General features: G+C 43.3%; 14 protein-coding genes. 7 read left to right on the forward strand and 7 right to left on the reverse strand.

The window, feature by feature from the left end; all coding sequences use genetic code 11:
• From DDZ16_RS15205 to DDZ16_RS15225, 5 genes are all read left to right on the forward strand, one after another.
• The coding region (locus DDZ16_RS15205; RefSeq protein WP_394340325.1) for a GH36-type glycosyl hydrolase domain-containing protein at positions 1 to 542 on the forward strand (542 nt) is incomplete at its 5' end.
• Between the two features lie 72 nt (positions 543 to 614).
• The gene (locus DDZ16_RS15210; RefSeq protein WP_109265345.1) at positions 615 to 2654 is read left to right on the forward strand and encodes a sulfatase; all 2040 of its coding nucleotides are present in this window, start codon (positions 615 to 617) and stop codon (positions 2652 to 2654) included.
• Positions 2655 to 2691: 37 nt separating this feature from the next.
• Positions 2692 to 4206, forward strand: a complete 1515-nt coding sequence (locus tag DDZ16_RS15215; RefSeq protein WP_109265346.1) for a sulfatase family protein — start codon at positions 2692 to 2694, stop codon at positions 4204 to 4206.
• A 57-nt stretch (positions 4207 to 4263) separates the two neighbouring features.
• The gene (locus tag DDZ16_RS15220) at positions 4264 to 5751 is read left to right on the forward strand and encodes a sulfatase (RefSeq protein WP_109265347.1); all 1488 of its coding nucleotides are present in this window, start codon (positions 4264 to 4266) and stop codon (positions 5749 to 5751) included.
• A gap of 211 nt (positions 5752 to 5962) precedes the next feature.
• Complete coding sequence (locus DDZ16_RS15225) at positions 5963 to 6307, forward strand: hypothetical protein (RefSeq protein WP_146192245.1); 345 nt, start codon at positions 5963 to 5965, stop codon at positions 6305 to 6307.
• Here DDZ16_RS15225 and DDZ16_RS15230 read toward each other — a convergent pair.
• The 5 genes from DDZ16_RS15230 to DDZ16_RS15250 all read right to left on the reverse strand — a co-directional run bounded on the left by DDZ16_RS15230 (position 6289) and on the right by DDZ16_RS15250 (position 11764).
• Positions 6289 to 6588, reverse strand: coding sequence for a hypothetical protein (locus DDZ16_RS15230; RefSeq protein WP_109265349.1), 300 nt, complete (start codon positions 6586 to 6588; stop codon positions 6289 to 6291). The two genes, DDZ16_RS15225 and DDZ16_RS15230, sit on opposite strands and share 19 nt — an antisense overlap.
• A 7-nt stretch (positions 6589 to 6595) precedes the next feature.
• A complete protein-coding gene (locus DDZ16_RS15235; RefSeq protein WP_158275683.1) occupies positions 6596 to 8158 on the reverse strand; it encodes a sulfatase in 1563 nt (520 codons plus the stop codon).
• A gap of 7 nt (positions 8159 to 8165) precedes the next feature.
• Positions 8166 to 9098 carry a sialate O-acetylesterase gene (locus DDZ16_RS15240; protein ID WP_109265351.1) on the reverse strand — a complete coding sequence of 311 codons (933 nt, stop codon included), beginning with the start codon at positions 9096 to 9098 and terminating at the stop codon, positions 8166 to 8168.
• Positions 9099 to 9243: 145 nt separating this feature from the next.
• Positions 9244 to 10704, reverse strand: coding sequence for a sulfatase (locus DDZ16_RS15245; RefSeq protein ID WP_109265352.1), 1461 nt, complete (start codon positions 10702 to 10704; stop codon positions 9244 to 9246).
• 214 nt (positions 10705 to 10918) lie between these two features.
• Positions 10919 to 11764: a T9SS type A sorting domain-containing protein gene (locus DDZ16_RS15250; RefSeq protein ID WP_109265353.1), complete on the reverse strand. Its 846-nt coding sequence runs from the start codon at positions 11762 to 11764 to the stop codon at positions 10919 to 10921.
• Between the two features lie 257 nt (positions 11765 to 12021).
• Between DDZ16_RS15250 and DDZ16_RS15255 the strand changes: the two genes are divergently transcribed.
• Entirely contained in the window at positions 12022 to 15993 is a 3972-nt protein-coding gene (locus DDZ16_RS15255; protein ID WP_109265354.1) for a sulfatase-like hydrolase/transferase, read from the forward strand.
• An 18-nt stretch (positions 15994 to 16011) separates the two neighbouring features.
• The gene (locus DDZ16_RS15260) at positions 16012 to 17691 is read left to right on the forward strand and encodes a sulfatase family protein (protein ID WP_109265355.1); all 1680 of its coding nucleotides are present in this window, start codon (positions 16012 to 16014) and stop codon (positions 17689 to 17691) included.
• 116 nt (positions 17692 to 17807) lie between these two features.
• On the opposite strand, the gene DDZ16_RS15265 is transcribed toward DDZ16_RS15260, so the two are convergent.
• Together DDZ16_RS15265 and DDZ16_RS15270 are read right to left on the reverse strand one after the other, a co-directional pair.
• Complete coding sequence (locus DDZ16_RS15265; RefSeq protein WP_146192246.1) at positions 17808 to 19040, reverse strand: hypothetical protein; 1233 nt, start codon at positions 19038 to 19040, stop codon at positions 17808 to 17810.
• 108 nt (positions 19041 to 19148) lie between these two features.
• Entirely contained in the window at positions 19149 to 21458 is a 2310-nt protein-coding gene (locus DDZ16_RS15270; protein WP_109265357.1) for a cytochrome c3 family protein, read from the reverse strand.
• Positions 21459 to 21461 lie beyond the last annotated feature (3 nt).

Below are 21461 nucleotides of genomic sequence, written 5' to 3' on the forward strand. Positions count from 1 at the left end.
TGGTGGAGTATGGAGAGATTTCCACCTATCCGGCCGGTTATAAGGAAAATGCCGGAATCTTCTGCCATAACAACCCCTGGATCATGATCGGTGAGACCAATATTGGCCGTGGTGAAAGAGCCTGGGAGTATTACAAAAAGATTTGTCCTGCCTACCTGGAAGAAATCTCCGATCTGCACCGCACAGAGCCATACGTGTATGCCCAGATGATTGCCGGAAAAGATGCCTTCAAACCCGGGGAAGCCAAAAACAGCTGGCTCACAGGAACAGCAGCCTGGAACTATTATGCCATTACCCGCCACATCCTGGGAATTCAGCCTGATTATGACGGGTTGAGGATTGATCCTTGTGTGCCTGGCGATTTTAATGAGTACCGCGTACTCAGAAAGATAAGAGCCAAAAATTTTAGTATTACCGTTAAACCCGGAGGAAGGGGATCTGGTGTAAAAAGACTTATCCTAAACGGGCAGGAGATTGAAGGCAATGTAATTCCTTTTGAAATAAGCCGGGACATCAATGAGGTTATTGTTGAGTTGAATTAATCTGTTAATTGGAGTATAGACTCAATTTATGAATAATCAGTCCGAAGTCTGTTATTTAAATCTATTGTAATTATGAAGTTGAATCTTAAGAATTTAATACTGGGAATAGGGCTACTGGCAGCCACATCTGCTTTTGCCCAAAAGAAAAGCAATGTTTTGTTCATTGCCGTGGATGACCTTAAGCCGGTGATTGGCAGTTATGGAGACGAATTTGCCCAAACGCCTCATATCGATCAACTGGCAGAAGGAGGTACTTTGTTTACCAATGCACATACCCAGCGTGCGGTTTGCGGACCTTCGCGTGCCAGTTTGATGACCGGTATGCGACCAGACTATACAGGGGTTTGGGATTTGAAAACCCGCATGAGGGATGTGAATCCTGATATTTTGACGTTACCGCAGTATTATAAGGAAAACGGGTATGCAAGTGTGGCCATTGGAAAAATTTACGATCCCCGATGTGTGGGTAACAATTACGATGCACCCTCATGGTCTGTGCCGTATTCTGAAAGTGCCCGTTACACTTATCCTGAGAAATATGGGGAACCGGCTTTGTCTTATTATGCATTGCCTGAAGCCAAAGAGCGGGTTGATGAATTGAGAAAAGAAGCGCAGGAAAAGGGGGTCAAAAATGTTTCGAAGTACATTCGGGAGCATTTCAAACCTTCAACTGAGTGTGCCGATGTGGAGGATGATGCTTACATGGATACACAGATTGCCAATAATGCTTTAAAATATATGGAAGATCTGGCCGGTCAGGATGAGCCTTTCTTTTTGGCGGTTGGCTTTAAAAGACCTCACCTTCCTTTTGCGGCTCCAAAAAAATACTGGGATTTGTATGAGCGAGATGAAGTTCCACTGGCAGAATATCAGCATGCCGTGAAGAACGGAGTTGATCTGGCTTATCACAAACACGGAGAATTGCAGTCATATACCGATATTCCTGAAATTGATTCATTTTCTGATATTTTCACCAAAAAGCTTAGCGAGGACAAGCAACGCGAACTGATTCATGGCTATTATGCCGCTGTATCCTTTATTGATGCACAGGTTGGCAGAATAATGAAGCGCCTTAAAGAACTGGGACTGGATAAGAACACTACCGTTGTGTTGTGGGGCGATCATGGCTGGCATCTGGGCGATCATGCTTTGTGGTGCAAGCATACCAATTTTGAACAGGCGACCAGAGTGCCTTTCATCATAACTACCCCAAAGGGTAAAAGAGAAGTAAAGTATCATCATCCAGTTGAGTTTCTGGATATTTTCCCAACCCTTTGTGATATCAGCGGACTTGATATACCGGAACATCTTCAGGGGGAAAGTCTGAAGCCTGTATTGAGTGATCCTGATACAAGAATAAAGGAGTACGCTGTAAGTCAGTTTTCAAGGGGTAAAACCAATGGTTACTCCATTCGCACCGATCGCTACCGTCTTACCCTTTGGTTAGAAAATGATTACCGCACTTTCGATCCCCTTGACGAAAATCTGATTGTAGCAGGTGAATTATACGACTACCAGGAAGATCCGCTGGAGACTGAAAACTTTTATGAAGATCGTGAATACCTGGAGGTTCGGGATCGCCTGATGGATTATTTTCGTGAATTTGTAAAGCAGCAGAATCAGGAATTGAAAGGTGCCGGAAGCATTCCTCAGGGAAAAGAGACTAATACAACCGGTGAGGCAAGAATGAAAAAGAAAGCCTCTGCAGATCCTGAAGGTATTTCATTTGATCAGACATTTCGTCAGAACTGGAAAATCATTGCCCGCAATGGTGCTAAAGTGGCTTTTGATACAAAAAACGGTAGACTGAAAGCAACTGTAGATAAGCTGGGAGAAAACAACTGGGACATTCAGGTGCAAACCAAAGAGCCTTTGTACTTCCGGGAGGGGCAAAAATTGATTTTGAAATTAGAGGCCAAAGGCGGTAATATAAAATTTGCCTGTGGTCCGGTGAATGGAGAACGGGTGGTGAGAAAGATCAAGACCGGAAATCAGCTGCAGTCTGAAAAACTCTATTTCCCTTTTCCTGAAACCGGTGAGTGGGACTTTAAAATTCAGTTTCTGGATAAAGGAGATTATGAAATCCGGATTTTGGATGTGAAAGTGAAGTAATTTAATCTGTCAATCATTCGAGTTTTAATTATTCAAAATGAAGAAAAGAATTTTATTAATTACCGCATTGGCCGGCCTGGTTTGGGGTTGTGCCGGCCCGTCAGAAACAAAGCAGGAAGAGCAGAATCAACAAAACCTTGATCTTCCTGTGGTTTCTGATGTTCAAAAAAGAAATGTGATCTTTATTCTTACCGATGATCACCGATTCGATTATATGGGATTTACAGGGAAAGTGCCCTGGCTTAAAACCCCAAATATGGACAAGTTGGCTGAGGAAGGGGCTTACATGGAGAATGCTTTTGTTACCACCTCTCTTTGTTCTCCCAGCCGGGCCAGTATCCTTACCGGTCAATATTCTCATGAGCATACGATTGTGGATAATGTGGCTCCCAATCCCGGGAATCTTGTTTTCTTTCCTCAATACCTTCAAAAGGCAGGTTATCAGACAGGCTTTTTCGGAAAATGGCACATGGGCGATGAGGAAGACCATCCACGTCCCGGATTTAATCATTGGGAAAGTTTCAAAGGACAGGGTGAATATTATGCACCTAATCTGAATATTAATGGCGAACGGGTACAATACGATGACTCTGTGTATATTACCGACTTGTTGACCGAACATGCTTTGGAATGGTTGGATAACAGAGATGAAGAGAAGCCCTTCTTTATGTATCTTTCTCATAAAGCGGTTCATGCTCATTTTAAACCTGCCAAACGCCATGAAGGGATGTATGCGGGTAAAACCATCGAGAAACCGGATACTTATTATCAGACAGAAGATGATGAATATAAAGAGCTGAAGTGGCCTGAGTGGGTCAAAGACCAGAGACATTCGTGGCATGGTGTTGACTACATGTACCATGGCGACGGGGAGTTCGATGAGTTGGTGCAGAAATATTGTGAAACTCTCATGGGGGTTGACGAGAGTGTTGGAGCTGTGATGGAATGGCTGAAGAAGAACGGCCTTGATGAGTCGACCCTGGTTATTTACATGGGAGATAATGGCTTCAGTTGGGGAGAACACGGACTGATTGACAAACGTCATTTCTACGAGGAATCTGTTAAAGTTCCCATGCTTATTCGTTGTCCGGAAATATTTGAAGGTGGTGAACCGATCGACCGCATGGTGCAGAATGTGGATGTTGCTCCCACTGTTTTGGAGGTAGCAGGTTTGGAAAAGCCTGATTATATGCCAGGAAAATCCATGGTTCAGCTTCTAAAAGGGGATGAGTCAGGATGGCGCGAAAGAATCTATTATGAATATTTCTGGGAGTACGATTTCCCAATGACGCCTACTGTCTTTGGGGTACGTACGGATGAGTACAAATACATTCGTTACCATGGCATCTGGGATCAAAACGAACTGTACAATATTCAGGATGATCCTTCTGAAATGTATAATCTGATGGGACAGGAAGAATACCAGGATGTTTCAAAGCAGTTGGCTACCGATCTTGTAAACTGGCTGGATGAGACCGGCGGACTTCAAATTCCTTTGAAAAAGACCGTTAAAAAACCTTTCGGAGATTATAAACATCCGGATCAATACTAATCCTTTTACCTGCTGTCCCTAAAACGGGGCAGCAGGGTTTTGATTAATTCTTAAGTCATGAAAAAATCATTCCTTTTCTTTTTTTCTTCCCTTTTACTGCTTTCTGCTTGTCAAGCTACTGAGAAACAACAAGCCAAGCCGGAAAAACCAAACGTTTTATTTTTCCTGGTGGATGACATGGGGTGGATGGATGCCGGATATCAGGGATCGGAATTTTATGAAACCCCTAATATAGATCAATTAGCAACTGAAGGTATGCGCTTTACCGATGCCTACGCCACGCACCCCCGTTGCGTACCATCCAGATATTCTTTAATAACCGGAAGGTATCCTGCCAGGGAACAAATGCCGGGCCCCGGAGAGGGGAAACTTCAGAGCAGTAAAGGGGATATCCCTCTTAGACCGGGTGATGCAGGCAAACTGAAACCAGGGGAATTTACCATCGCCAATGCGATGAAAGAAGCGGGTTATTCTACTTTTTTTATCGGAAAATGGCACCTGGCAACCTCAGGAACTTTTCCCGAAGATGTGGGGTTTGATGTTAATATCGCCGGCGGTCATGCCGGATCACCCATTTCTTACTTTTTTCCTTACAACGAGAGTGAACGCACGACTAAAAAAGCACCTATCGAAGGTCTGGAAGAGGGCGAACCCGGAGAATATCTGACCGACAGGATTACCCGGGAAACCACCAATTATCTCAGGAATCATTTCCAAAACGATACAACGGATCAACCGTTTTTTGCATTTGTCTCTCATTATGCCGTTCATCAGCCAATAGAAGCCAAAGCTGAACATGTTAAGAAGTTTGAAGCGAAACTGAAAACCATGAAGTATGATGGTCCGGCCTTTATCCCTGAAGGAACCGGAACGACCAAAATGCATCAGGATGATCCGGTTTATGCAGCCATGGTTTACAGCATGGACGAAAGTTTGGGGCAAATAAAACAAACTCTCAAAGAGTTGGGACAACTGGATAATACCATCATTATTTTCTTTTCCGATAACGGAGGATTGTCCAACAGAGGTTATAATCCCCGAAATGTAGCCACCTCCAATTATCCCTTGCGGGCCGGGAAAGGGCATTTGTACGAGGGGGGTGTCAGAGAACCCCTGATTGTTAAATGGCCGGGTGTTACCAGGGCAGGTAGTGTTTCTGATGCCATTGTTACCGGAACCGACTTTTTCCCTACCATCCTGGATATGGTAGATATGCCTTTGGTGCCTTCTGCTCATGTGGATGGAAAGAGCTTTACCTGGGCTTTGAAAGGGAATGAAAATCCGGAATCTGAACGTGCGGTTTTTTGGCATTCACCGGTTCCCAGGCCTCATGCAACCGGGGATGTCAGTTGCACGGCAGTAAGGAAAGGAAAGTACAAACTGATTGATTTTTATGAAGCCGACAGGGTGGAACTATACAATCTTGACAACGACCCCGGCGAAATCAGGGATATTTCTTTGTCACGCCCCAAGGTAACCAGGTCACTTTTAAAACTGGTGCGTAACTGGCGAAAAGAAACGGGTGCCTGGGTGAAAGAAAAATGAATAACCACTCACTAATTAGTGCCCGTCTATAAAGTCGGGAATGTTTCTCAGTTAACATGTGTCTGATCAGAAAGTGCCAGTTGCGATCCCGATGCTTCGGGAGCGAAGCCGCCAAACACGGAGTCCCGATGCTTCGGGATGAGTATTTTGGCGGCAAGCGTAACGAAGCAAATGGTACTTTATGGACAGACTTTAATTAAATATTTAAGTCATGAAAAAAAAGTTTACATGGTTGCTGTTTGCAACATTGCTGATGGCCTTTTCTTCTTTATCAGCACAAAACCTCAGTAAAAAGGCCAAAGAAAAAATTGATCAGGAAGTTTCCGAGATGGCTCGTGTTATGGATCTTGATGATACACAAAAAGCCAAAGTTCTTGAGTTAAAAACACAGCAAATACTGGCTCGAAAACTTCTTAGAGATAATGTGGAGAAAGGAACTGATCAGTTTAAAGAGGCCAAAAGTAAAATTAATCAGGAATTCCGGGGTGGTTTTAAGGAGGTCTGTACCCGCGATCAGTTAAAAAAGTGGCGAAAGCATCAGAAAGCTAAAAAATAATTAAAAAGTCGAGCGGCAATCTGTGTTTTTTGTAATTCAGGAATTACACTCCTGTCAAACAAAAGTGGTCTCCTGCCACTACATAATGGTCTCCTGCCGGGGCAACACCCGCTCCCTGCTGCCTTATCATGGTCTCCTGCCGATGCATTGACCGCTCCTGTCGCCTGATCATGATCTCCTGCCGGGATATTATGGTCTCCTGCCGGATCTTCTAACTTCTCCTGTCGGAGGGGAACCCTCTCCTGCCGGGCAGGAAGGCGAAGTTGAACGGCAGGAGCCATCAATCTGCTAACAGGGAGTGAAACAGCCTGCCCTGCCACTTGCTTGCTGATCTTGCAATAGCTTAATCAGTTTATTGGTCAGTTTGGCTTCAATTTCTTTGTATTCTTCTTTTCCGGCCAGCGAAACCGTCTCATTGGGATCTTTCTTGTAATCATATAACTCCACACTTTCAATTTGCGGAGACGAAAGTACGTCTGCTTCTCTAAATGGGCCTTCAATCCAGAGGGTAAGGCGGTACCGTTGTGTTCTCATAGAGTAGCCCATTCGGTTATCGCCTCTTGGGTACTGGCTGATGGCAAAATCCTTAACTTGCGTTTCCGGATTCAGCAATGCCGGTTTCAGACTTTTTCCTTCGGTGAATTCAGGCACCGGCAGGCCGGTTAATTCGCAGAGGGTTGGGTAAATGTCCACGAATTCGGTCATGGTGTTGGCTTTGAGATTTTCGTTGAGTCCGGGAGCAGATATGATGAGCGGTGAATGGGTGGCTTGTTCGAAATTGGTGTGTTTGCACCACATGCCGTGATCGCCCAGGTGCCATCCGTGGTCGCCCCAAAGAATAACGATGGTGTTTTTGTCCAGACCTGATGCTTTTAGTTTCTCTAATACTTTCCCTATTTGGGCATCCACATATGAAACGGAAGCATAATAACCATGTATGATTTCCTTTTGTTTTTCGGTTATCAAATCTCCTTTCTGAGGAATGTCTGAATAATTGCGAAGCTCGCCCCAGTTGTGATAGGCAAAACCCGGACTGTTCTCAGCTCTATCAGTAAAATCAGCCAGTTCTATTTTATCCCTGTCATAAAGATCCCAGTATTTTTTGGGGACCGAAAAAGGCAAATGAGGTTTGTGAAAGCCCAAAGAAAGGAAAAAGGGCTTATCTCCCTGAGGGAGTCTATCAAGCAACTCAATGGCTGCATTGGCAATGGCGCCATCTTCATAAGCATCGTCCGGGATATCTATACATTCCACTGATGGGGCCAGATCCAGCTTTTTAAGATACTGGTTGGTGGCCCTCCAACCCAGTTTTTGTTTTTTGGCCTCTTTCATGGCTTTATGAGTCTCCGGATTTTGGTATTTGCCGTTAGCCGGATATTTAAAACCTTTGGCATATTCCAGTTTATTGTCTTTTTTGTATGGAATGGTCCACGAAACAGGATCGTTATCTTTAGCGCCGTGCATCAGTTTTCCCAATCCGACGGTTTCATACCCGTTTTGTTTAAAATATTGTGGAATGGTTACCGCATTGGGAATAACATCCCGCATCTGGGTTTTTAAATCCCACACTTTGGTTCTGTCGGGGCGCAGACCTGAGAACAGACTGATTCGTGAGGGTGCGCACACTGCTTGCTGACAATAAGCATTGTTGAATTGAACACCCGATTTTGCAAGGTTGTCAATGTTTGGCGAAATGGCTTTTTCATCTCCATAGGTTCCCAGGGTGGGTTTCAGGTCATCTACCGAAATAAACAGCACGTTCACCGGTGATGATTCCTGGCTTTGTGTTTTGCAGGAAAACAGTGTCATGACTGTTATTCCCAAGATTACTTTAAATAATATCTGATTCATCTTTTTATTAATTATGGTTTCTCTCTGAATTCTTGTCCTGCACTTCAGCAATTTCCATTGCATTCGTATCCTCATTGACAATGGATTCATACACCTTAAAAAATTCGATTCCTATTTTCTTCATGCTTTTTGCTGTATAGTGTCCTACGGGCGGAGGATTCTTTTCATAGAAATCCTCAGAATGCGGATTATTGGATTGTGGGATTATGAAGGTGTTATCATCGGAATATGCAACTTTTTTCATGCCATCCACAACCTTTCCGTTTCCTACCTGAAAAATGATAAAAGGAAGATTGGGCACATTTAAGGTGTCCCGGGTGGTTTTAATAAGATTTTTAAGGTTTGCTCCATAGGTGTTTGCCGGTTTTTCTCCCCATTTTTTTACGGCACTGTCCGTTTCACCCTGCACCCAAAGCATGGCGCATATTTGGTATTGGTCAGGTTGATAATTGGTTAAAGTGTTATTTGTGAAGTCAATAAAATCGTAAAATAATTTGGGTTGATGAACCTCGTTAACCAAGGCAGCTTTTTCTTCTGTCCATTCCGGATTCCAGCATCCGTACAACGAGGTACCTCCTTTTGCTCTTTTAATAAAAATAAATTCTTCATCAGGGAATCTTTCTGCCAGCTGAATACCAAAGAAGATTTCCGGCCCAAATGAATGAGTAATGTTGAATTTTTTCTGATGGTATTCCTTTGGTGTTGTCAACTTCAAGGGTGCAACCGGTTTGCGGTTGTAATAAAAATGGATACGATCGGAAATTTTGGCAAGTCTTTCCAGATCTTCAGGGTTTATTTTATCACCATTCGCCCTGCCATCCATATTGGATTGTCCTGCCAACAGAAAAACCTTTTTTTCTTTAAGTTGAGCTCGGCTTGTATTCGTTTGGCAAATAATTAAGCAGAAACCTAAGAGCAGAATTATTATTGTTTTGTTCATCTAATAGTATGAAGGGGGATCGATGTTGATGTTTTCTCCGGTTATTCAAAATTCCTTAAAGAGAAGGCTGAAGGGAAAAATGAAGTTGGAAATTGATGACTTCCAACTTCATTTAACAATAAGGTTTTATAGTTGCGGGTGTAGATTACTTTCCAACGTAGGCATCTATCTCTTTTCGCCAGTGGCGAAGAATTTGAAGCATGTCGCTTGTTTTTCCCGGCATTTTTTCGCTCAAATCAGTGGTTTCACCAATATCTTCTTTCAGATTAAACAATTCAACCCGGTTTTGATCGTACCAGTCAACCAGCTTGTAATCGCCAATTCTTACCGCACTGCTGTTTTCGTCTCCAGTACGTTTTGGGCGTCCAAGCGGAGAGTGCCAAAATAGAGGTTTTTCACGTTTAAAGGCTTTCCCTTTGATGGCTTCAACTACGTTCTCTCCATCAAAGTGGTCCTGGGGCCTGAGGGGAAGTTCGGCCATAGAAAGAACTGTTGGATAAATATCCGTCCCCGAAACGATGGCTTCTGACAGGGTTCCGGCTTGGGTTACACCGGGCCATTTTACAATGAAGGCTTCTCTGATACCTCCCTCGTAGAGCCATCCTTTGCCATATCTTAACGGATAATTGGAGGTGGCCAGTTTCCGGTTGTTGCCTCGGGTTGAAAGGCCTCCGTTGTCGGCCGTGAAGATGATAATTGTATTATCGGCAATTCCCAATTCATCAAGTGTGGCAGAGATACGAGCCATACTTTGGTCTACGCTTTCAATCATGGCCGCATATACAGGGAAATCCTGTCTCAGTTTATTGTCTCCGGTGATGGTTTTTTCATATTCAGGAAGATCATACTTCATGGTTGTTAGTTTCTTCCTGTACTTTTCAATAAGTTCTTTTTTTGCTTCAAATGGTGTATGTACACCATAATGTGAAAGGTAAAGGAAGAATGGTTGATCGGGGTTGGAGGCAGTGTGCTCTTTCATGAAATTGACCGACTCACGGGTCAACCGATCGGTCAGGTATTCGCCTTCACTTCCGCCTTCGTCCAGTCCGTGTAATTCTTTCTTTTTGTAACCTTTTTGACCGGCTGGTGTCTTTTCGCCTTTACGGTAAGGATAAAAATAGGTGGGAGGAGCACCTGCAGCCCCTCCGGCTACATTAATGTCAAACCCTTGGTTTTCGGGCATATTGCCGGCCTTGTCGTTGAATAGGAGATGCCATTTTCCGGTAAAGAAGGTTTTATATCCACCTTCCTGAAGGGCTTCGGCAATGGTGAAATCTTCAGGTTTTAGTCCGATGCTGCCTTTTCCCGGTACTTTGGCTCTGGCGGGGTAGCGACCGGTAAGGACTCCATATCTTGCCGGAACGCAGCGGGGATGAGCCGTATATGCCTGGGTGAATCTCACACCTTGCTCTGCCAGCTTATCAATGGCCGGGGTTTCATAAAACTCAGAGCCCTGACAGGAAAGATCCATCCAACCCAGGTCATCTACATAAAATAATATGATGTTGGGTTTTTCGTCCTTTTGTTGAGCTTCGGCTGTCCCCAGCGAAACAATCATTATCAGGCTTGCTATTAAGCCTCCAAGCTTCCAGGTGATTCTTTTCATGTTCTAATAGTAAAAATAATATCAACTTTCGCGGGCGAGGATGTTATTAAAAGAATGGGACTGTCTCAAAAGTTTAAAATCCCAAAGGCTGTCATTTTGAGGGTAGTTGAAATATCTGTTTTTTATCCCAACAGATTCTTCAACAAGCTCAGAATGACACCAAATTTGGGCTTTTGTGACAGCCCCGTCTTCCGAAATACAAGAAAATTCCGGGCTATTCTTTAATGAATTTCTTGTTGATTTTCTGACCTTCGGTTAAAATAGTCATAAAATAGATACCGTCATTCAATGAGCTGACATCAACCTTTGAATTGGGTGTTTCCACTTCTTTAACTTTTTGTCCGGTAAGACTGTAAATTTCAACTTTTTCAACCTTCCCAGGTGTTTCCAGATTAATTTCTGATGTGGCCGGATTTGGATAAAACTTCACATCGCTTTTTGAAACTTTGTTGATAGAGGTGGCAACATATTCATCAATAGTAATGTCGTCAATCCATACCTTGTAATTGGTGCCATCTGGTAGGGTCTCATTATTGAAGAAAATTACGCTCAAACGAGTTGTGCCGTTGTTTGGGTTGGCCGTAACATTGGCGGTGCCCGAGAACTCCTGGTAAACCTCTGTTAAATCTACCATTTGGGTTTCGTCTCCTGAAAATCCGATTTTTGCGTTTCCAAGGCCTGCAGCATCAGTCTTGGCCCAAAGAGTTATTTGATAGTCACCTTCGGGGATGTTGACAGATCTTAATTTAAAATCTTTACCACTTAGTGTAGTCAGATCCAGCATAACAGCTTTTGATCCGGCATGGGCCTCTTCAACAACAGTTAGTGTGTATTCAGTAGTGAATTTCTCACGCCAGAACCGATCGAAAAACTGAGGCGTTGTGGTCCACCAGCTGTCACTTCCTTCATTGGCTGTGTTGTTGAAAATCTGATTCCCGACAACATAATCAGCACTTTCAAAATCTTCATTAAATGGCCAGGTGTCATATTCTATCTGCGCTGACGCCATTAACGAAAATCCAAAAAATAATGCCATTAAAACTTTAGTAGATTTTCTCATGATAATAAATGTTAAAAATTCGACATAGAGCAAATGTATTACGAGGTACAATTTTTCAGGCGATAAAGATCGTTCTTAAGGGGTGTGAAAATGATTCTTTTTGAGATGTTGGTTTTGTTTAATTGTTGATTTGGAGTGCTTAGGACTTAGGTGAACGATTTTTAGAACCAATAAGAACGATGTTGTAGAGATGGGAGGTTTTAGGTTGGCTTATTTTTAAAAAATGATAAAAACTGAAAACTTATCTATAAATAGCTATGAAAAAAATCTATCTAATTTTTGGACTGTTTTTAATGGTCGCTAATTTTTTATCCGGACAGTCTGATAACTTTTTTCTGGATAAATGGCAACAGAAGTATTATTCTTTGCCTGCCTCCACCAATCCTCAAACCCTTCTAACTTCCAATATCCCGGATGCAACCATCTCGATTGACAAAAGTGTTACGATAAATAAGGTTTTATCGACTCACTTTGGGGTGAATACGCCCTTCCGAAACGGTAATGATCAGCTTGACAGAACGTCTCTTTACACCGGGGCCGGTATTGGTTCGATGCGTTATCCTGCCGGCAGTGGTTCAAATAAGTATTTTTTTGATGGTAATATCCCTTCAGAATTTCTTATCGAATTAAATGGTATTAATGGTGCAAATACAAATACCATGACTCCGGATTTGTTTGTGGATTTTAAAGAAAACGCCAATAGCGAAGCAACGGTGGTGGTTAATTACTTCTATGCCCGTTATGGTGTGACTGATGAAGGAACCCGGGAGGCAAGAGTTCAGCAGGCGGCTGGCTATGCAGCAGATTTTGTAAGAAAATTAAATGTGGAGTATGGCGCTGGTATTAAGTACTGGGAGATAGGTAATGAGTGTTATGGTAAGTGGGAAGAGGGCTATGATGTAAACGGAAGCATCGTTACCGGTAAGGAGTATGGTGAAGACTTTTGCGTATTTGCGGATGCCATGAAGGCGGTTGATCCTGAAATTAAAGTGGGGGTGGTGGTGACTCGTGAAGATGATGCCTGGAACAGTTCATTGTTGCCTGAGGTGGAAAACCATGCCGACTTTTTGGTGGTGCACAATTATTTTACCTCTGTAAAAGATGCTACTGCTGAAAATATTCTGGGCAGTGTGGGGCAGGTAGAATCAGTAAAAAATACGCTTTATAACTGTGTTGAGAAATATACTTCCAAAGCGCGGGACTATTTCCCGGTGGCGATGACAGAATTTAACAGCCGCGGACCATTAAACTGTACAATGGTAAATGGTTTATTTGTATCCCAGTTATTGGGAGAGTTTATCCGGAATGGATATGGCATGGCCAATTTATGGGTGTCTGAATGGAAATGGAGTGTTGAAGACCAGGAAAGTAAAGGATTTTTGGCTGTCGATGACCCCGATCAGCCTGATTATACACCACGCCAGAGTTACGTTCCTTATCATTATTATAATAAATGCTTTGGTGATCAAATGGTGAAAGCTACTTCTGACCATCCTGACGTCAGCGTTTATGCATCTACATTTTCAAGTGGTGAAGTTGGAGTGGTTGTGGTTAACACTTCAGGAACCGATAAGTCGGTGAAATTGGATATGAGTGGTGATTCACCGTCCAAAGGATATGGGTACGAGTTTTACGCAAACAGCATTGATGCGGGAGATAAAAAGTTTTATGTGAATGGGGAAACTTCTTCTACCTTTGGCGGTGGTCCTGAGAATCTGGCAGCGGTTGAACCTTACGAGGTCGCATTTGAGGATAACTCTGTAATTTCTGCCAAAAAGTACAGCGTCAACTTTTGGGTGTTGACTTCTGGGGTTTCGGATCCTGTAATAGAGAACGATGGTGCTGAGATTACCATTACATCCGATGATGCAGGTGCCAGTTTTTATTATACGCTGGATGGCAGTGTGCCTGACGAAAGTGCCAATTTATACTCGGGGGCATTTCAGGCGCCTCCCGGTGCTATCATAAAAGCTGTTGCAGTTAAGAATGGAGCTCAGAGTTCTGTTGTGAGTAAAAAAAATCAATATAATGTGCTTTTTATTGCGGTGGATGATTTAAAACCGGTTTTTAATTGTTATGGCAGTTCACAAATTGTATCCCCAAATATTGATCGTCTGGCAGATCAGGGCATTCTTTTCTCCAATGCATATTGTCAATGGTCGGTATGCGGGCCTTCGAGAGCCAGTATCTTAACCGGACAAACCCCTGATGGTACCGGTATCAGGAATCTCTCTTCTCAATTGAGAATTGAAAGTCCGGGTCTGGTCACATTGCCTGAGTATTTTAAAAGCAAAGGTTTTGTTACCGCCGGTTGCGGTAAGATCTTTGATCCCCGGAATGTGGATGACGGCCATGACCGGCAATCCTGGTCAATTGCTTATACCGATCCTAACGATTATACTTATCCGCCGGAGTATGGTGACTTTGTAAAAGGCAATAAATACCGTGTAACAGCCAATACCGCTACTGAGTGTGGACCCGAAGGAGTAGGAGATGACGGGTATGTGGATGGTCAGATTTGTCTGGATGCATTAACGAAACTGGATGATCTTTCAATCAATGCTGATCAGAATTTCTTCCTGGCAGTAGGTTTTAAAAAACCTCATATCCCCTTTATTGCTCCCAAAGAATATTGGGACTTGTATGATCCATCCACTTTTGAACTGGCCGAATTCCAGCGAATAGCAGAGGGCAGTCCCGATTATGCTTATCACACACCCGAACCAATGGGGTATACCGATATCCCGGATCCCTGGACTTTCGATGACATTGATAGAGGGGATGATATTCTTGACCCTGAAATTCAACGAAGACTTCTTCACGGTTATTATGCCAGTGTTTCATATATTGATGCTCAGGTAGGGAAATTGCTGGATAAACTTGAAGCTACAGGACTCGATAAAAACACCGTTGTTGTGCTGTTTGGTGATCACGGTTATCATCTGGGAGACCATAATCAATGGGGGAAACATACCAATTTTGAGAATGCTTTGCTGGCACCACTGATAGTATCTGCACCCGGAGGATCAAGCGGAGTCGTTAATGATCCTGTTGAGTTTGTTGATATCTATCCCACTGTGTGTGATCTGGCAGGCCAGGAGGTTCCTCAGTCCAAACTTCAGGGGCAAAGTCTGGCACCGGCCCTGAGAGGAGAAGCATTACAAGGAGAACCTTATGCCGTTTCCGAGTATCGATCGGGTGGAGGTTCAGGATATTCTTTTAGGTCCGACCGATACCGTTTAACACTTTGGTTCAACAGCTCTGGAGACAGGCCCGATGTTGTAACATGGGATGAAAACAGAATAAAAAAAATAGAGCTTTATGATTACCAGACCGATCCGTTGGAAACCAGGAATCTGGCTGATGATCCCGGCTATTCTCAGGTGGTTAGTGACTTGAAAGTCATGGCTGAGGAATGGTGGACTAAAAATTATCAGTTTTTCCAAAACAATGCTCAGCAAGGTTTGACATTGCCATTTATCGAGCATTTCGAAAACTATTCAGCAGGTGCTTCTTTTAATGACGATTTTTGGTTCAATGAGAATTCTTTTTGGGAACGGGTGTGGAAAAGTGATTTTGTAAATGCCTTTTCTGCTCAGGTTGTTGATGAAAGCGGGCTTGAGGATGGCAGTCAGGCCCTGAAGTTTAACCTGGAGGCATTAAATTCCGCTGATGGTGGGGATTTATTTAAACTCCGCACCATTGATATGACTATCTATGACAACGACATTTATGTTGTATCTTACCGGGCCCGAACGGATAATGCAGGAAGTGGTTCTGTTAAAATAGGGGCCGATCGTGATGAGCAAAACTGGCATACGCTTTCCACCTCTTATCAGGAATTTTATGATACTGTTAGCTTGTCCAATGGCCGGTTATTTGTTTATTTTAATACGGCCGACCTTGCTACCGGGTTTACTGCCAATGTTTGGATTGATGATTTGAAAATTTCAGCGGGGACTTCAACAAACGACGATGATGTTTCGGTGCCTGAGACTATCTCTTCAAAATTTAACGTGTATCCCAATCCTGTTCGCGACAATATCCTGCATATCGGTTCTGATGCCATGATTGAAAAGGTTGAAATTTATAATCTGAAAGGAAGAAAGGTTTTAGAAGAAGGCAGCATTTCTCATTCTCTTGATTTGAGCAGGCTGGGCAAAGGAATTTACTTTCTGAAAATAAAAACAAAGAATCAGGTGGAGGTAAAGAAAATCCTTAAATTGTAATTCAAAAAATCTTTGATTATGCAAGTAAATAGAGTTTTGGTATTGTTATTCAGTGTCGTTTCATTGTTCTTTCTGGCTCCGTCTGAAACTATTGCCGGAAACTCAGAACCAAAGTACAACATTCTTTGGCTCAGCTGTGAGGATATTGGCCCTGCCATAGGTGCTTATGGCGCCAAAGGCGTTGAAACACCTAACATTGATCGTCTGGCCCGTGAAGGCATTACCTATGCACATGCTTATTCTACGGTAGGGGTTTGTGCACCCAGCCGGTCTTCTATTATTACTGGAATGTATCCGGTGCGAGTTGGCAGTCACAATATGCGCACCGGGCCTCATTGGGAGTATCGGTCACCCGATGAGGAGACCTATGACACCTATCAAGAGGTACTGGATAAAACAGGCCGCAATGTTCCTCAGTATTCTGTGGTACCTCCGTCTGAAGTGAAATGTTTTACAGAGTATCTGAGGGCTGCCGGTTATTATTGTACCAATAATGCAAAGTGCGATTATCAGTTTAATTGTCCCATAACTGCCTGGGATGAGGTTGGGAGTAATGCTCATTTCGACAATCGTCCGCAGGATATGCCCTTCTTTGCGGTTTTTAACAATGGAGTTACTCATGAGTCAAGAATATGGAAAAAGGCTGATGATCCAATGTTGGTGGATCCTTCAGAGCTCGAGATTCCTGATTACTTTCCTGATATTCCGGTTGTTCGTAAAGATGTAGGAAGAAAATATTCCAATATCGAAGAGCTGGACAGAGACATTGGGGCTTGGTTGGAAAAGCTGGAAGCGGAAGGATTGCTGGATAAAACCATTATCTTCTTTTGGAGTGATCATGGCGGGCCGCTTTTGCGCCAGAAAAGAGCGGTTGGGAATTCCGGACTTCAAGTGCCATTGATTGTCCGCTTCCCTGATAAAAGGATGGCCGGCGCTGTGGTTAAAGACATTGTATCTTTGATGGATCTGGGCCCTACCGTAATGTCGCTGGCAGGTATTGAACCGCCTGAATACATGGACGGGAAAGCTTTTCTTGGTAAATACAAAAAGACTCCCCCCAGGAAATACGCTTTTGGAAGTGCCGACCGTTTTGATGAGCATACTGATATGAGCCGTTCCGTAATTGATGGGCGTTATGTCTACATTCGCAACTTTATGCCTCAGTTACCATTGATCTATCGTTTGTTTTATCGCGAACAAATTGAGATGACACGGTTACTTCTCGAGATGAACCGAAAAGGGCAGTTGTCTGGTGATGCCGCTTACATCTTTATGGATAGCAAACCTGTTGAAGAACTATATGATTTGAAAAACGATCCGGACGAAGTGCATAACCTGGCCGGTAATCGGGAGTATCAGGATAAACTGGAAGAATTGAGGGCCGCCCTTGCCGCATGGCAACTCGAAACTGGTGATAAAGGGTTTATTCCTGAACACGATCTGGTTAATATGATGTGGCCAGGATTTGTTCAGCCTGGAACAGCTGAGGTGATTTTTTCCAAATCTGAAGGAGGTTTTTGTGAGCTTAATTCTTCGACTAAAGGGGCTTCCATTGCTTATCAAAAGGGAGATGACATAGGTGGAAAGCACTGGCAATTGTACTCAAAACCGGTGAAAATGGAACCCGGTGAGAAAATAAATGCGAGAGCTGTTCGTTTAGGATATAAAACATCAGAGATTACTGAATTTACATATTGATTTTGTGTTTGGTTTGAGTGGATGGTTCAATCGATGTCCTTTATTGGGAAGGACATCGGTTGAACCATTTTCGTTTTTAACCGACAAAAGAGTTATCAGATAGTGAGCCGCATTTGTTAATTAGACATTTCGATCATGGTGTATACTGCATTCATTACCTGATCAAGTGTGTAGTAACAATGGCCGTAAGACGCAATCGGGAAATATTCCACGTTATCAGTTAGCTCATTGATGTAAACTTTTTCCATATAAGCAACCATATGCCATGCAGGCACGACGTGATCGCCCAAAGTGTGCATGAAAACAACAGGAACGCCGGGGGTGCCTTTTGTTTCGTAAAGAAGTTTTACCCTGTGGATGGCTTGTTTGTCACCTTCAATTCTTTCCACTTCTGATAACCCCGCATAAACAGTTTCTGTATTATCGTAAGGTACACCATGCACCCTTTCTATCATATCATTGGTGGCCATAATGTTGAATCGAAGTATTTCTATGGCAACACCAATTAATTGCTCTTCAGTAAGATCATTAACAATAACAGGGACATTGGCGACCTGAAGAAGGAATTTTAATTTATCGATGTTTGAGGCCAGGATTCCGCCAATGATAGTTTTCAGGTTTCCATATTCCCAGGTTTGCATTAATTGTGTAGGAACATGTGCAGGACTTCCAATGTCTACAGGGCCTCCCATTACAGGAGGAACGCCGGCCAGTTCAATGGCATAAAGATGTTTGAACAAAACATGGAAGTCGCCAAAATACTGAAGCTGCCCATGGAAATTGCCAACAGGGCCGCAGCTCACCAATCCGGCATCAAAGACATTTTGGTTTTTTTCAAGGGTTTGTATGGCAACCAGCCCTCCTTCTGAAACGCCACCCAAAAATATTTTCTCAGGTTTGAAATGAGCTTTGATCATTTTGCCCAGAAACATAATGTCCATTACTGATTCTTTTACGGCAAATCCGTTTTCACTGTAGCTGGTGGAGGCATAGGCAAACCCAAGATCAGGACTTGTAATTAAGTTTTTTAGGAGAATGCCGGCAATGTTGTCATTGGGCAAAGAGATCGGGAGAATCGGGTCAACATACCCGTGGGCGTAAACCAAAAATGATCCGTTCCAGTATTCTGGGATAATGACCTCGATAGAATCATCATTTACCATTCCTTTGAAGTGATAAAATTCGCCTTCAACAAAGTTTGGGAAAATTCGGACACTTTTGAGCTCTGTGTTCTGAATAACCTCTTCATCCATTGGTGATTCAGAGCAATTGGTGATGAAAAGTGCAGCCAATATGAAAATAACGACCATGCACTTTTCCTTGCAATTAAAGATTTTTGATTTCTTCATGGCTTTGTGGATTACTGTTATAAACAATAAAACAAGTTACCCCCAAAACCATGAGCTGTAAATAGGATTATCTGAATATTTTTCCTGATTAACAGTTGTTAGTAGATTCTATTGTATCTGACTTCTGAGTTGTTCAACAACTTGTTTCACCTGTTGTGCATCGGGATATTTCCTGAGTATTTCTTCCCCCAGCTTAAGTGCTTTTTCTCCATAGTTGTTGTCCAGGTAATATCGCAGAAGTTCCATTTGACTGTTTAGGTTATCTGCAACCTCAATCTCCTCTTTTAAAAATTGTTCAGCCTGTTTCTTGTTGTTCATGAAATCATACATCATGGCGATGTTGTGATTGACCCTCGGTCTTTCGGGTGTCATTTCTTTTACTTTGAGAAGTGTACTTAAAGATTCATCATATTTGCCTATTTCGGTGAGCAGCAACCCGAATGAATAAAGTGCATCTGCATCTTCGGGGGCATCTTTAATGTATTCCCGAAATAGCTTTTCAGCCTGCTCGTTTTGGCCGGACCGGTTGTACAAATAGGCCAGGTTTAACTTTATGAATACCAGTTCCCCATCTTGCTTAAGAGCGGCTTTGTAGTATTTTTCTGCCTGATTCAGTTGATTTTGATTGTAATAAAAATTAGCAAGATTCAATTTTCCGGTGGGGAAATCGGCATTGTAAAACAGGACTTGTTTGTACTCTTCCAGCGCTTTTTGATAGGCGTCCTTGTATTTGCCGGGAATCCGGTCTTCTCCTGCCTGCATCAATCGCTGAACGGATTCTGTCCTCACTGCTTTGGTGGCATCAGTTAATCCGGTAAGCAATCGGTCAATGTTTTGATCGGTTTGTTGCTGAATGGAACGCATAGCAGATAACCTGAAGGACGGATTCATATGGTTAAGGAAATTGTCTATCACAGGCTTCAGGGAATCGGGGTAATAAGTGCCGAGGTCTTCGATTGCCAGACTTCTGATGTTTGGGGGGTAAAGGTCGTTTTCCGCGATCGCAATCAATTCAGTTGCCGCCTCCGGTTGCCCCCCTTTGGCAGCAACAAAGGCTTCAGCATAGTGGTACCTTCTCCGTTCTCCAAACCATTCAGTTATGTATCTTTCCGACCATTCATTGGTTTCCTCAGCATGGCACTGGTTACAGGCATTGGGCGTGCCATTTTCAATGGACAAGTCGGGGCGTGGTATACGAAAACTGTGATCGTTGCGGTAATCAACACCCATGTAATACTGACCATGCATATGACAGTTGACACAGTCGGTGCCGGAGCCTACTTCAAATTTTACTCCCGATTCTGAAATAACTGCCTCTCCCGGTTCTCCGGCCTGTTTGTGATGATGGTGGTCGTAAGTATCATAAATGTCACTTCTATGGCACTGAAAGCACAGTTCGTTGCCATCAAAAAGTCGCTCTCCGCTGTGCACATTGTGACAATCGTTGCATTGCACCTCCCGTTCGTACATTTTACTTTGAAGGAATGAGGCGTAAACATAGTCCTCATCTTTAATTTGTCCATCTACATGCCAGCTGGGTTCATCGGGTAAATCCGGAATGACATGGTCGTATATACTGGCAACGGAATGGTCAAAATCACCCAGCGAACTTTTGCGGGAGTGACAGCGAACGCAGTTGTCCACATATTGAACGTGATCGATGCCACTGGTTTTTACTTCCAGTCCGTAATTGGTGAAATCCTCCCTCGAGTATTCAGGCAGATTGGCCCATTCCACATGTTTGGAGCCGGGGCCGTGACAAGCTTCGCAACTCACATCAATCTCTGAGTAAGTGGTATGGTAGGTATCTGTTTGGTGGTCATAACCTTTCACCAGATTGGTTGAGTGGCATTCTGCACACATCCCATTCCAGTTCTGTGCCTGATTGGTCCAGTGCAGCCAGTTGTTATGATCGATTTTTTCATCTTTGTAGATCGAATCTGCCATGTGGTACCATACGCTATCCACCGTATTCCAGGTGATGGGTAATGTTTGCAGTCGTCCGCCGTCAAATTCTACCAGGTATTGCTGAAGAGGCGTATAGCCGAAAACATACTTTACTTCAAATTCCTGCATCTTGCCATCTTCACCATCAGTATATACCAAAAAGCGTCCGTCTTTTTTGTACATCTTGTGGGTTTTTCCCTGGCCTTCTAGTGTTTGGTCTGAGAAATTCCCCAGTACAGTGGAATCATTGGCCACATCCATAGCCATGTCGTGGTGGGAGCCTACCCAGTCGTTGTATTCCCCCAAGTGGCAGTCTTTGCAGTTCTCTTTTCCCACAAAAGCGGCTCTTTGTTTGATGGGTAAGTGATCCGGGCTACTGAAAGCTACCTTAAGAAGCAGGTAAGCCGGGAGTATAAAAACAAGAATTGCTCCCAGGATGCGTGCAGTTTTTTTATATGATGAAAGATCCATTGC

The sequence above is a fragment of the Marinilabilia rubra genome, from assembly GCF_003121985.1.
Classification (GTDB): Bacteria; Bacteroidota; Bacteroidia; order Bacteroidales; family Marinilabiliaceae; genus Marinilabilia; species Marinilabilia rubra.